This window comes from Amycolatopsis mongoliensis, from assembly GCF_030285665.1.
Classification (GTDB): domain Bacteria; phylum Actinomycetota; class Actinomycetes; order Mycobacteriales; family Pseudonocardiaceae; genus Amycolatopsis; species Amycolatopsis mongoliensis.
Genome location: NZ_CP127295.1, coordinates 922,446 through 934,701, shown reverse-complemented (window position 1 = coordinate 934,701; position 12,256 = coordinate 922,446). Strand labels below are relative to the sequence as shown.

At 73.4% G+C, this 12,256-nt stretch carries 12 protein-coding genes; 9 read left to right on the top strand and 3 right to left on the bottom strand.

What is annotated here, in order from left to right; translation table 11 throughout:
* Positions 1-13 precede the first annotated feature (13 nt).
* Together QRX60_RS04265 and QRX60_RS04260 are read right to left on the bottom strand one after the other, a co-directional pair.
* Positions 14-781, bottom strand: coding sequence for a GntR family transcriptional regulator (locus QRX60_RS04265; RefSeq protein ID WP_285999489.1), 768 nt, complete (start codon positions 779-781; stop codon positions 14-16).
* Positions 782-938: 157 nt separating this feature from the next.
* The gene (locus tag QRX60_RS04260) at positions 939-4,022 is read right to left on the bottom strand and encodes an AfsR/SARP family transcriptional regulator (protein ID WP_285999488.1); all 3,084 of its coding nucleotides are present in this window, start codon (positions 4,020-4,022) and stop codon (positions 939-941) included.
* An 85-nt stretch (positions 4,023-4,107) separates the two neighbouring features.
* Between QRX60_RS04260 and QRX60_RS04255 the strand changes: the two genes are divergently transcribed.
* From QRX60_RS04255 to QRX60_RS04235, 5 genes are all read left to right on the top strand, one after another.
* Positions 4,108-4,722 carry a thioesterase II family protein gene (locus QRX60_RS04255; protein WP_285999487.1) on the top strand — a complete coding sequence of 205 codons (615 nt, stop codon included), beginning with the start codon at positions 4,108-4,110 and terminating at the stop codon, positions 4,720-4,722.
* 260 nt (positions 4,723-4,982) lie between these two features.
* Complete coding sequence (locus QRX60_RS04250; RefSeq protein ID WP_285999486.1) at positions 4,983-5,963, top strand: methyltransferase; 981 nt, start codon at positions 4,983-4,985, stop codon at positions 5,961-5,963.
* 19 nt (positions 5,964-5,982) lie between these two features.
* On the top strand, positions 5,983-7,227 hold the full coding sequence (locus tag QRX60_RS04245) for an MFS transporter (RefSeq protein ID WP_285999485.1): 1,245 nt from the start codon (positions 5,983-5,985) through the stop codon (positions 7,225-7,227).
* A 416-nt stretch (positions 7,228-7,643) separates the two neighbouring features.
* Positions 7,644-7,973: a hypothetical protein gene (locus tag QRX60_RS04240; protein ID WP_285999484.1), complete on the top strand. Its 330-nt coding sequence runs from the start codon at positions 7,644-7,646 to the stop codon at positions 7,971-7,973.
* Between the two features lie 10 nt (positions 7,974-7,983).
* Positions 7,984-8,247, top strand: a complete 264-nt coding sequence (locus QRX60_RS04235; protein ID WP_285999483.1) for an SH3 domain-containing protein — start codon at positions 7,984-7,986, stop codon at positions 8,245-8,247.
* Positions 8,248-8,251: 4 nt separating this feature from the next.
* On the opposite strand, the gene QRX60_RS04230 is transcribed toward QRX60_RS04235, so the two are convergent.
* On the bottom strand, positions 8,252-9,163 hold the full coding sequence (locus QRX60_RS04230; RefSeq protein ID WP_285999482.1) for a Kelch repeat-containing protein: 912 nt from the start codon (positions 9,161-9,163) through the stop codon (positions 8,252-8,254).
* A gap of 48 nt (positions 9,164-9,211) precedes the next feature.
* Here QRX60_RS04230 and QRX60_RS04225 point away from each other — a divergent pair, with 48 nt between their 5' ends.
* The 4 genes from QRX60_RS04225 to QRX60_RS04210 all read left to right on the top strand — a co-directional run bounded on the left by QRX60_RS04225 (position 9,212) and on the right by QRX60_RS04210 (position 12,234).
* Positions 9,212-9,490 carry a hypothetical protein gene (locus QRX60_RS04225; RefSeq protein WP_285999481.1) on the top strand — a complete coding sequence of 93 codons (279 nt, stop codon included), beginning with the start codon at positions 9,212-9,214 and terminating at the stop codon, positions 9,488-9,490.
* Positions 9,491-9,518: 28 nt separating this feature from the next.
* The gene (locus QRX60_RS04220) at positions 9,519-10,496 is read left to right on the top strand and encodes an ABC transporter substrate-binding protein (protein ID WP_285999480.1); all 978 of its coding nucleotides are present in this window, start codon (positions 9,519-9,521) and stop codon (positions 10,494-10,496) included.
* 231 nt (positions 10,497-10,727) lie between these two features.
* Positions 10,728-11,534: an ABC transporter ATP-binding protein gene (locus QRX60_RS04215; protein ID WP_285999479.1), complete on the top strand. Its 807-nt coding sequence runs from the start codon at positions 10,728-10,730 to the stop codon at positions 11,532-11,534.
* The gene (locus QRX60_RS04210; protein ID WP_285999478.1) at positions 11,527-12,234 is read left to right on the top strand and encodes an ABC transporter ATP-binding protein; all 708 of its coding nucleotides are present in this window, start codon (positions 11,527-11,529) and stop codon (positions 12,232-12,234) included. The genes QRX60_RS04215 and QRX60_RS04210 overlap by 8 nt, the downstream gene beginning before the upstream one ends.
* Positions 12,235-12,256 lie beyond the last annotated feature (22 nt).

Below are 12,256 nucleotides of genomic sequence, written 5' to 3'. Positions count from 1 at the left end.
GGGGGTTGCCCGGTCAGGCCGGGCTGCGCCGCGCCTGGGTGAAGACGGTGTAGCGGTCGGCGCGGTAGAGCGAGCGGCCCGCTTCGATGACGCCGCCGCTCTGGTCGTGGAGCGTGCCTTCGATGATCAGGCACGGCTGGGTGGGCTCGATGCCCAGCAGGCCGGCGTCGTGGGTGTTGGGGAGGACCGCGGAGATCGCCGTGTCGTTCCATTCGGCGTGCACGCCCCAGCGCTCCTCGATGGTGCGGTGCAGGGACTGCGTCTCCCAGTCGAACAGCTCGATGTCGGGGAACCGGTCGACGGACAGGTTGGTGCGCTCGACGGCGAACGGCTCGTCTTCGACGTAGCGCAGCCGTTCCAGCCGGAACACGCGCGCACCCGGCGGCACGTTGAGGCGCCCGGCGATGCGCGGGCCCGCGCTCAGCACCTCGGCGTGCAGCACCTTCGTCTTCGGGACCACGCCGCGGGCCTTCATGTCCTCGGTGAACGAGGTGAGCATGTCGATGTGCGCGGCCTGGCGTTCGGCGGTGAAGGTGGCGGTGCCGTGCTGGCGGTAGAGAACGCCGTCGGAGACCAGGCGGTTGACCTCCTGGCGCACGGTGCCGCGGGCGACGCCGAAGTGCTCGGCGAGGAACCGTTCGGAGGGCATCAGCCGCCCGGGACCGGCCTCGGTCGCGACGCTTTCGAGGATCTCGCGGAGCTGGTCGCCCTTGGGCCGCCCCGGCTGCAGTGCGTCCGGGAGCCGCAGATCGCTCGCGGGGACGTGTTTCGGACGGGGCATGGCTTCAGTATGTCGCGCGGGCGGGCCGGAGGTAACACCACGCGCGGCGTCATGAACGACTCGTTCCGGGCCGCCTCCGGTGCAGTGAATGACTCATTCATGTCATCCGATGACAGGAATGAGTCATTCACTGCGTTCGAACCGGGGGTAGGTGAGCTCAGCCCGTGGCGCGGCGGGCGAGGTCGGCCAGGAAGCGCTCGGCCAGCGCCTCGCCCGTGACGTGCCCCACCGACCGGTACAGCCCCCGCGCCTCCCGCGCCGTCCCGTCCGCCAGCATCGACCGCCCCGCCGCGCCTTCCACCGCCGCGAGACCGAGCAAGGCCTGGGCCTCCAGGAGCCGGTAACCGCCCGCTCGCGCCGCGTCCAACGCCGTTCGCGCGTGCTCGCCCGCCTCCGGGACCCGGCCGGCCGCGGCCAGGACCCACGCCAGCGTCGCCGACGCCTCCGCCAGCCGGCCCCGCAGGCCGGACTCGACCGCGAGTTCGCGGGCCTCGCTCAGCACGCGCTCCGCCGAGGCCAGGTCGCCGCCGGCTTCCGACGCGCGGCCGAGTGCGATCAACGCCGCCGCCTCCACCTGCCGGTCGCCGTCGCGGCGGACGCGCTCCAGTGCCTCTTCCGCCGTTCGCGCCGCCGCGTCGTGATCGCCGCGGGCGCTCTGCAGCGCGCTCAACGCGGTGAGCGCGGTCGCCTCGCCGAAGCTCGAACCGAGGCCGCGGAACTCGCTCAGGGATCCCTCCACCGCTTCGGCCGCCTCCTCGAAGCGTCCCGTCTCCAGCAGCACCCAGCCGAGGTCGGCGAGGTTCGCGGCCTCCCAGAACCGCAGCTCCTCCCGGCGGCACAGGGCGACCGCCTCGCACAGGCAGTCCTCGGCCTGCTCCAGCCGGCCCAGCTGCCGGTAGTGGCAGCTCAGCGAGTTCAGCGCCAGTGCCTCGCCCGACCGGTTCGCCAGCTCGCGGAACAGCTGGATCGCGCGCCGGCTGTGTTCGACGGCTTCCGAGATCCGGCCGGTCCACTCCAGCATCGACCCCAGGTTCGCGACCGCCGTCGCCTCGCACTCGCGCCAGCCGCACGCCCGGCTGGCCAGCACCGCCTTCTCCGAGTGCCGGATGCCCGCCTCGTGCTGGCCTTCGCGGAAGTACGCGCCGCCGATCGACAGGTGCACCAGCGCCTCGGCCGGCCGGGCGCCGTGTTCGCGTGCCGCGCGCAGCACGATCGGCGCGAGCTCCAGCCACTCCGCGCGGCGCCCGTGGTCGTGGAAGAACCGCCGCAGCGCGTCGGCGAGGTACCACGCGGCGGGGTACGGCCCGCGCGTCGCCGCCAGCCGCAGCGCCGCCGCCAGGTTCGGCACCTCGACGTCCAGCCAGGCCACGGCCTCCGCGGCGTCGGCGAACGCGACCGGGCTCGGCGCCGCCGGGGCGTCGTCGCGGGGGAGCGCCACGATCCGCGCGCCGAACAGCGCGACGGCGGCGTCCGCGGCCGCGCAGTACCCGGTGAACAGCCGCTCCCACGCCTTTTCGCGCGCGGTTTCGTCTTCGTCGGCGCGGACGCACCGCTCGGCGTAGCGCCGGGCGAGGTCGTGGAACCGGTAGCGGCGGGGCGCGTGCGCCTCCAGGAGGTTCGCCGCGGCCAGCCCGCGCAGCCGCCGGGTCGCCTCCTCGGCCGGCACGTCCAGCAGGGCCGCCGCGGCGATCGCCGTGAAGTCGGCTCCCGGCACCAGCGCCAGCAGCCGGAACGCCTGCCGCAGCCCCGGCGGCAACGCCTGGTAGGACACCGAAAACGCCTTCGCGACGGCACTCTCCTCGGCGCCGTCGAAGCCCAGCTGGGCGAGGGGGTCGCCGCGCAGCTCGTCGACGAGCTCGCCGAGGCTCGCGACCCCGGTGTTCGCCGCCGCGATCCGCAGCGCCAGGGGGTGGTGCCCGCAGAGCCGGGCCAGCTCGTCGGCGGCCCCGGGCTCGGCGGCGGCCCGCTCGCCGAGCAGGACGGTCAGCAGCGCGCGCGAATCGTCCTCCCGCAGCTGCTTCAGGCCGAGTGACCGCGCGCCGGTGCGCGCGACGAGCTCGTCGAGCCGGTGGCGGCTGGTCACCAGCACCCGGCCCGACGACGGCAGCAGCGGCAGCACCTGGGCGACGTCGCGGGCGTTGTCCAGCACCACCAGCGCCTGCCGGTCGGCCAGCAGCGACCGGTAGAGCTTGCTCTGGTCGTCGATGCCCGGCGGCACGTCCCGGAGGTCGACGCCGAGGGTGCGCAGCAGCTGGGCGAGCGCGGCGGCGGGCGTGAGCGGCTCGTCGTCGGCGTCGAAGCCGCGCAGGTTCACGTACAGCTGACCGTCGGGGAAGCCCGCGCGCGCGGTGTGGGCCCAGTGCACGGCCAGCGCGGTCTTGCCGACGCCGGCGGTGCCGGTGATCACCCAGACGTCGCCGGGCTCGTCGAGCGCGGCCAGCTCCGGCGCCCGGCCGGTGAACCCGCGGACGTCCAGCGGCAGCTCGGCGGGCCGCGGCACGACCGGGCCCGCGGCCGGCGCCGGTTCCCCTTCGCCGCGCAGGATCCGCATCCGCAGCTCCTGCAGGGCCTGGCCGGGCTCGATGCCGAGCTCGTCCACCAGCAGTTCGTGCGCCCGCGCGTAGGCCTCGAGGGCTTCCGGCGCGCGGCCGCAGCGGTGCAGCGCGAGCATCAGCGCGGCCCGCAGCCGTTCGCGGAACGGGTGCTCCTCGACGAGCCGGCGCAGCTCCCCGACCACCTCGCCGTGCCGTCCGGAGGCCAGTTCCTGTTCGTACAGCTCCTCCAGCACGACGAGCCGGCGTTCGGCCAGCGCCGGGCCTTCGTGCTCGGCCAGCGGCTCGCTCACCCCGCCGAGCGGGGTGCCGTCCCACAGCGCCAGCGCGGCCCGCAGGTGCCGGACGGCTTCCGGCCCCGACGTCGCCCTGGCCCGGGCGACCTCGTCGTCGAACACGTCGAGGTCCCGGTCACCGGGCGCGACCTCGATCACGTAGCCGGGCGCGCGCCGGACGATGACGTCGCGGCCGAGGAGCTTCCGCAGCTCCGAAATGTGCACCTGCAGCCGCCCGCGGACGCTCGGCGGCGCGTTCTCGCCCCAGGTCAGGTCGATGAGCCGGTCTTCGCTGACCACGCGGTTCGGGTACAGCAGGAGCGCGGCCAGCACGGACGTCTGTTTCTGGCCGCCGGGCCGGACCTCGCCCGTGTCGCCGAGGACCGTGACCGGCCCGAGCAGGCGGTAGCGCACGTGGAGCCCCCAGAAGGCCGACCGAAGCGGAACGGAAGTGCCGTCCTCGACCCTATCCCCGGCCGAGGAGAAAAGGGGGCCGCGGGTGGACACCGACGAAGCCGAGCGACTGCTGTTCGTCTGCTTCCCGGACGCGGGGGAGGCAGCCGGCCGGTACCGGGCCTGGCGCGATCCCCGGATCTCCGTGCACGTCGTCGAGCTGCCCGGCCGGGGCGAGCGCCGGGAGGAGCACCCGTACCGGGACATGTGGCTGCTCGTGGAGTCCCTCGCGGCGGAACTGGCCGCGGTGCTCGCCCGCCCGCACGTGCTGTTCGGTGCGGGGCTCGGCGCGCTGGTCGCCTACCGGCTGGCGCAGCGGCGGGTGGCCGCGGGACTGGGGGTCCCGCGGGCACTCGTCGTGGCGCACCAGGCGCCGCCGGACCGGGCCGCGCGGGCCGTGCCGGAGCAGGCGGCCCGCGCGGACGTCAGCCTGCTGGCCAGCGACGCGCACGTGCCCGTGGCGCCGCCGCTGCCGTGCCCGATCCGCGGGTTCGGCGAGCCGCACGTGATGGCGGGCTGGGGCGAGCACACGAACGCGGGGTTCGTGCTCGCCCCAGCCCGGGTCCGGGAGAGCGGCGCGGTGCTGCGCGACGCCGTCCTGCGCGCGGGCTACCTGGTTTCCGCGCTGGCCGTGCCGGGCCGGGGCGAGTCGCCGATGTAGGGACCGACGCCGATGGACGGGCCGGTCTGAGGCGGGTTCTCGGCCGCCTGGGCGGCGGGCGCGAGGACGAGGACGGCCAAGAAGGCCGTGCCGATGACGGCCTGGAGCAAGCGGGCTCTCATGGTTCGACTCCTCAGGTTCGGGATGCCGCTGATCTTGCCCCAGACGGCTTCCAATCCGCTTCCCCTTGCCGCCGGTGGTCATCCGGTCACCGACCGTCCCTTGTGGAGGGAATCCGCCGGGTGCCAGGATCGATCGTCATGGGGAGTGACGACGCGAACACGATTCTGCGCATGGCGAGCCTGGCGACACCGATGGCGTTGCGCGTGGCGGTGACCCTCGGGTTGCCCGACCGGCTCCGCGGTGCGGAGGTCGCCGTCGATCGGCTGGCGGCCGAGCTCGGCGTCGCGCCGGTGCCGCTCGGCCTGCTGCTGGGACACCTCGCGACCCTGGGGTTCTTCGAGCGGACGGCTGCCGGCTACCGGACCACCGGGTACGGCGAGAACCTGTGCGGGGACAGCCTGACCACCGTCCTGCTGAACCTGGACACCGCGGGCGGGCGCGCCGAGCTGGCGTTCGTCGAGCTCCTGCACAGCGTCACCACCGGACAGGCCGGGTACGACCGCCGGTACGGGCGGGACTTCTGGAGCGACCTCGCCGAGCAGCCGCCCCTGCGGGAGTCGTTCGACCGGCAGATGGCGCACCGGCTGCGCGCCGAGGTCCCGCAGCTGGTGGCCGGCTTCGACTGGGGGCGCTTCGCCACGATCGTCGACGTCGGCGGGGGCCCGGGCACGCTGCTCGCCGCGGTCCTGGCGGCCCACCCCGGGGCGCGGGGCCGGCTGGTCGAACTCGACACCGCCGCGGCCGCCCGGACTTTCGCCGCGCACGGGCTCGAGGACCGGGCCGAGGCGGTCGAGTGCAGCTTCTTCGACCCGCTCCCGGCGGGGGCGGACGCCTACCTGCTGTGCGACATCCTGCACGACTGGGACGACGAGCACGCCGGTCGCATCCTGGCCCGCTGCGCCGAGGCGGCCCGGCCGGCCGGGCGGATCCTGGTCGTCGAGCAGGTCGGCGGGCGGCGGGCCGCCACGGACATGGACCTGGCCATGCTCGTCATCTTCGGCGGCCGGGAGCGCCGGGTCGAGGAGTTCGAGGCCCTCGCCTCGGCCCACGGGCTGGCGCTCGACGCCGTGACGGACGTCAGCGACGGGCGCAGCCTGCTGGAGTTCCGAAACGTATAAGCGCTGTTATGATTTCGCGGTGTCCGTGACCGGTGCCTTCGTCGACCTGACCCCGCTTCGCGTGTCGCCGGCCTTCCGGCGGCTCTGGCTGGGCCGGGTGTGCTCCGGCTTCGGGGCGCAGATGACGCTCGTCGCCGTGATGTTCCAGGTCTGGGAGCAGACCCGGAGCACGGTCTGGGTCGGTGCCGTGGGGCTCGCCCAGGCCCTGCCGGTGGTCGTGTTCGGGCTGTTCGCCGGGTCGCTGGTGGACCGCGTCGACCGGCGGAAGTTCGCGCTGCTCACCACCGCGGGGCAGGCCGTCTGCTCGGTTCTCCTTGCCGTGCAGGGGTTTCTCGGTGACGTGCCGGTGCCGGCCGTGCTGGGGCTGGTGGCCGTGCAGTCCTGCTTCGTCGCGGGCGGCGGGCCGGCGGCGCGCACGTTCGTCCCGCGGCTGCTGGCGCCGGAGCAGCTCCCGGCCGGGCTGGCGCTGAACCGGATCGCCTTCCAGGGCGCGATGCTGCTCGGCCCGGCGCTGGGCGGGCTGTTGCTGGGCCGGTTCGGGGTGGGCGGCTGCTACCTCGTCGACGCGCTGACGTTCGCCATGGCGTTCTACGGCGTCCTCGGCCTCCCGCCGATGCGGCCCGACGGCGACCCTTCGCGGCCGGGGTTGCGCGGAGTGCTGGACGGGCTGGCGTTCCTGGTGCGCACCCCGGTGGTCCGCGGCGCGCTGCTGACCGATCTGGCGGCGACGGTCCTGTCGATGCCGATCAGCCTGTTCCCGCTGGTGAACGCGGAACGGTTCGCCGGCGACCCACGGACGCTGGGACTGTTCCTGTCGGCGATCGCGGTGGGCGGAGTGGCGGCGTCGGTGTTTTCGGGCGCGTTCACCCGGCTGCCCCGCCAGGGTCTGGTGATGCTCGCCGGATCGGCCGCCTGGGGCGGTGCGCTCGTCGGGTTCGGGGTGGCGCCGGATCCGTGGCTGGGCCTGGCGTGCCTGGTCTTGGCGGGTGCGGCGGACACGGTTTCGGTGGTGTCGCGCGGGGCTTTGGTGCAGCTCAACACGCCGGACGCGCTCCTCGGTCGGGTCGCGGCGGCGGAGCAGGTCGTCGGCCAGGCGGGCCCGGACCTCGGCAACCTGCGGGGCGGGCTGCTCGCGGGGGTCACGTCGGGGACGGCGGCGCTGGTCAGTGGCGGGCTGCTGTGCGTGGTGGCGGTGGCGATGGTGGGAGCGGGCACGCCGGGCTTGCGTCGCTGCGCGACCCCGGCCAGGGCTGCGGTGGGGTAGTGGGCGGTGTCGGGAGAGGCTTGGTTTGCGCCGCTTCGCGACGCCGGCCAGGGCCGCCGTGGGGTAGTGGGTGGTGCCGCGAGCGGGTGCGCCGGCGGGTGGCGCCGGGTCGCCCGGGCCCAATGTGGCGTTGGGTGCGTCCAGCGCACCCAATGTGGCGTTCGGTGCGTCTGACGCACCGAACGCCACATCGGGGCGCTCGAACTCGGCCGGGAGCGCCATCCGGAGTTCGGGGCGGGCGCCTGGTGCGTCCAGGCCCGGTGCGGGGGCGCGGCGGGTGGTCGGCAGCGCGTTGACCGGCGCCGTTGCACGGACGGACCCGAAGTGTGCACACCCGGTCATCGCGTGGGCTTCCGCCCGACCGTGCCGGAAGGTAGTTCTTTCCCGACGACCTCGTCCGTCCGGAAAGGACCGAAATGCTCAACCGACTCCGTGTGGCCGCACTGCTCGCCGTCGCGGCGGCAGGCCTGGCCGCCGCGCCCGCCGAGGCGACCGTCCAAAGTGGAAGCGGCACGATCGGCGACCCGTGGGTGCCGACCCGGGCCGCGCACATCACCTGCGCCACCGCCACCCTCTTCGGCAACTACACCGCCGGGCAGGGGCACTCCGACCCGATCGCGACGCTCGTGCAGGGCAACTACATCGGCGTCCGCTACATCACCTCCGACCACAACTCGGCCGACGTCTTCTGGCACGGCACGAGCCAATGGGGCTTCCTGCTCCGCGACTGCTTCACGCTGAACTGAAAGGGAACCGATGAACCGCGTCATCCTGACCGCGACCCTCGCTGCCGCCGCGGCGATCACCTTCGCGCCCGTCGCTTCGGCGGGCACCGTGCACGAAATCTGCGCCCAGGACCTCTATGTCCGGACGCAGCCGGCCGGCGTCATCATCGGCACCCTCTACCGCGGTGACCACTTCGAGCTGTCGCGGTACTCGCCCAGCGGCGACTGGGCCGAGGGCTACGCGATGGGCCACGTGAACCAGCGCGGCTGGATCCAGGCCGGCTGGTTCTGCTGACCGCTCACGGCAGTTTGAGCGAAAGCACGTCCGGCACCGTCACCAGGCTGCCGTAGAGGTTGGCGTTCCCGCCGATGGCGAGGACCCGGTGTGCCGGGGTGGCCGCGCAGACCAGCGACGCCCGGCCGTGCGGGAGCAGTGTGCCCAGCAGCACCCATTCCCCCGTGCGGACGTCGAGGACCTCGGTCGTGCGGTCCCGCGCGGTCGGGTCCTCGACCGGCGCGGGGCCGCCGCCGACCACCACGATCCGGTCGCCCACCCGCACCGCGCCGGGCGCGCCCCGCCGTTTGCGCATCGGCGCGACCGACTCCCAGCGATCGGTCTCCGGGCAGTACCGCTCCACCGAATCGAGCGCGTTCTGCTGCCTGCTCGGCAAACCGCCGAGCGCGTAGAGGTGTTTCCCCGCCGCGATGAGCCGGTGCCGGGCGCGCGGTGTGAGCATCGGCGCCACCGGCGCCCAGCGCCGCGCGGCCGGGTCGAACGCGAGCACCGCGTCCGTGGCGTGCTCCTCCGGGTCGCTGTCGCCCACGAAACCACCTGCCACATAAAGCTTTCCGCCGAGTCCGGCCGCCGACGCCGCGCCGATCGGCACGGGCAGCGACGGGCTCGGCCGCCACTCGTCGGCCGCCGGGTCGTAGACCTCGACGACGTCGGTGGTGCGCTCGTCCGGGGTGATCCCGGCGGCGGCGTAGACCAACCCGCCGACGACGCCGACCGCGTGGTTGCCGCGCGGGGTGGGCATCGGGCTGACGTAGTGCCAGGCGCCGCCGCCGGTGACCTTGCGCGTCTCCACCGAGCCGAAGACCACCTTCCCGTCCGACCCGCCGAGCACGAAGACGTCGTCGCCGACGGTCGCCACGTCGTGGGCGAACCTCGGCGAGAGCATCGGCGGCCGGTACTTCCACGACACGTTCATCGGCGTCCCCTCCCATTCCGCCCGCCAGAGTCTCCGAAGAAGATCTGGTTGTTACTGCGCCGGCCGGAATCGGTTTTCCGCTGCCGGGCCGCGCGCGGGCGATTCCTTTCCCGATGGGTCATCCGCGGTAGTGCGCTCGGCTGGTTGGCGGACATCGATCACGCTGTGTGCCGGTTTCTTGTGGGTTTGTTTCCCCTGGTGATCATCGTCCAGTCAGTGGATTACGCGTTTGAACGCCGTTCAGGCTTTCCCGAATCGATATTTGCGGACCCGGAAAACGTCATCTACAGTCCGGCGATCACGGCTGTACGAGCCGGATTCCCGTGATCGAAAAGATTCCTTTCCGAGGAGTGCCATGCCCAAACGCGCCTCGACCCGCCGGTTCGCCGTGCTCGCGCTCGTCCTCGCGCTGCTGGTGAGCGCGTGCAACCAGCGAGGCGGGTCCGGCAGTGCCGGTGCCGTCGAAAAACCGGCCATCCGCGTCGCGATCTTCGCCGCCGTCGACCTCGCCACCTTTTGGCTGGCCCAGGAAGGCGGCTACTTCAAGGCCGAAGGGCTCGACGTGCAGGCCGACACCGGCGCCAGCGGCCAGGAGGCGCTGAACCGGATGACGAACGGCCAGGACGACCTCGCGCTGTCCACCTACACCCTGTTCTTCCTGGCGAAGAACAACGGGGCGGACGTGAAGCTGATCGCCGACGCCACCTCGGCGAGCCCGCGCAGCAACGAGCTGGTCACCGTGCCGAACTCGCCGGTCAAGACGGTGGGAGACCTGAACGGCAAGCGGATCGCCATCAGCTCGAAGAACGCCGCCTCGGACGTGCTGACCCGGTCGGTCATGCGCGATCACGGGGTCGGCTTCGACAAGGTGCAGTGGGTGCCGATGCCGTTGCCGGAGATGGGAGCCGCACTGGCGCAGGGCCGCGTCGACGCCGCCTACCAGCCGGAACCGTTCCTCACGCAGGCGGCCAAGGTCGCCGGCGCGGTCCCGGTCATCGACGCCGCCAGCGGCAGCACGCAGTCCTTCCCCCTCACCGGCTTCGGCGCGACGGCGCAGTGGGTCCAGGGTCACCCGAAGACGATGCTCGCGTTCCAGCGCGCGATGCTCAACGCCACGCGCGCCGCGGTCGACCGCGCGCGGATCGAGCCGCTCGTCGTCCGCAACGCCAAAGTGGACCAGGACATCGCGAGCCTGATGGTGATGCCCGCGTTCGGGTCCACCCTGGACGCTCGCCGCATCCAGCGGGTGCCGGACCTGTTGCAGCAGCTGGGCGTCGTCCAGACGAAGCTCGACGCTTCCGCGATGATCACGCCGCAGGCGAGTACCGGCTGACCGGGGCCGGCGGGGAAGGGCGGGTGCGCTGAAGAGCGCACCCGCCCTTCTTGTGTGGTCAGGACTTCTCCCGGCGCACGGGCTTCCCGAAATTCACGGACCGGTCACGGTGATCCGGTTTCCGCTGGTTCGCACCTTGACACGACCGGCGCCGCACCCCACCCTCTTCATACCGACCGCGCGGTACGGCCTGGTCCACATAGTGGGACAGGAGAGACGGGAGAGTCGACGATGACGCTTCTTGGTGAGGCACGGCCCGACGAGGACCTGCTCGTGGTGGACGGCCTCACCGTGCGGTTCGGCGGGCTCACCGCGCTGCACGACGTGCGGCTGAGCGTCGACGCCGGCACCGTCGTCGGGGTCATCGGACCCAACGGTGCCGGGAAGACCACGCTCTTCAACGTCATCTGCGGGTTCGTCCGGCCCCAGTCCGGCCGGGTGCTGTGGCGCGGCGAACCGCTCGTGCGGCACCGCCCCGAGCACCTCGCCGGGCTCGGGATCGTCCGCACCCTGCAGGGGCTCGGCCTCTTCGCCGGGCTGACCGTGCTCGAGAACGTGATGGCCGGCGCGGGCCGCCACGCGAAGACCGGCGTGCTCCCCGCGCTCGTCGGCGCCGGGCGTTCGGCGCGCGACGAATCCGACCTGGCCGCGCGTGCCCGGGCGACGCTCGGGGAGCTCGGGATCGCCGACCTCGCCGACCGGCTGCCCGGCGTTCTGCCTTACGGCGTGCGAAAACGCGTCGCCCTCGCCCGGGCGCTGGTGGCCGAACCGGACCTGCTGCTGCTCGACGAACCCGCCAGCGGGCTTTCGGCCGCCGAGCTCGTCGAGCTCTCGACGTTGATCCTCTCGCTGCGGCGGCACATGGCGGTCGTGCTCGTCGAACACCACATGGACCTCGTCATGCAGGTCTGCGACCGCGTCGTGGTGCTCAACTTCGGCGAGGTGATCGCGGCGGGTGCCCCGGCCGAGATCCAGGCCGACCCCCGCGTGGCCGAGGCCTACCTCGGTGACCCCGCCGAGGAGGCGCCCGGTGCTTGAGATCGACGAGCTTTCCGTGGCCTACGGCGCCGTCCGCGCGCTCGACGGCGTCGGCCTGGCGGTCGAGCGCGGCGGGATCACCGCGGTGCTCGGCGCGAACGGCGCGGGCAAGACGACGTTGCTGCGCACGATCAGCGGCCTGCAGCCGGCGCGTGGCGGCCGGATCACCTGGGACGGCCGGGAACTCACCGGGCTGGCGGCCGACCGCATCGCCCGCGGCGGGGTGGCGCACGTGCCCGAGGGCGGCGGCGTGATCACCGAGCTGACCGTCGACGAGAACCTCCGGCTCGGCGCGTTGTGGCGCCGCGACCGCGCCGACCGCGAGGCCGCGCGCAAGGAGATGTACGAGCTTTTCCCGCCGCTGGAGGAACGTTCGGCGAAACCCGCCGCGACGCTGTCCGGTGGCGAACGGCAGATGCTCGCCATCGGCCGCGCCCTGATGAGCCGGCCCGACCTGCTGCTGCTCGACGAGCCGTCGCTGGGCCTCGCGCCGCTGATCACCGCGCGGATCATGGGCATCCTGCGGGACCTGCGGACCTCGACCGGGCTCACCGTGGTGCTCGTCGAGCAGAACGCGCACAGCGCGCTGTCCATCGCCGACCGCGGCTACGTACTGGCACTGGGCCGGGTCGTCGCCGTCGACACCGCCGCGGAGCTGCTGGCCGACGACGGCCTCCGTCACGCCTACCTCGGTTTCTGAGCAACCACCAGGGAGAGAACGG

Bases quoted from the DNA above. Each gene is read 5' to 3' on its own strand.
- QRX60_RS04265 (WP_285999489.1), bottom strand. From the start codon at position 781: ATGCCCCGTCCGAAACACGTCCCCGCGAGCGATCTGCGGCTCCCGGAC.
- QRX60_RS04250 (WP_285999486.1), top strand. From the start codon at position 4,983: ATGGGGAGTGACGACGCGAACACGATTCTGCGCATGGCGAGCCTGGCG.
- QRX60_RS04240 (WP_285999484.1), top strand. From the start codon at position 7,644: ATGCTCAACCGACTCCGTGTGGCCGCACTGCTCGCCGTCGCGGCGGCA.
- QRX60_RS04235 (WP_285999483.1), top strand. From the start codon at position 7,984: ATGAACCGCGTCATCCTGACCGCGACCCTCGCTGCCGCCGCGGCGATC.
- QRX60_RS04230 (WP_285999482.1), bottom strand. From the start codon at position 9,163: ATGAACGTGTCGTGGAAGTACCGGCCGCCGATGCTCTCGCCGAGGTTC.
- QRX60_RS04220 (WP_285999480.1), top strand. From the start codon at position 9,519: ATGCCCAAACGCGCCTCGACCCGCCGGTTCGCCGTGCTCGCGCTCGTC.
- QRX60_RS04215 (WP_285999479.1), top strand. From the start codon at position 10,728: ATGACGCTTCTTGGTGAGGCACGGCCCGACGAGGACCTGCTCGTGGTG.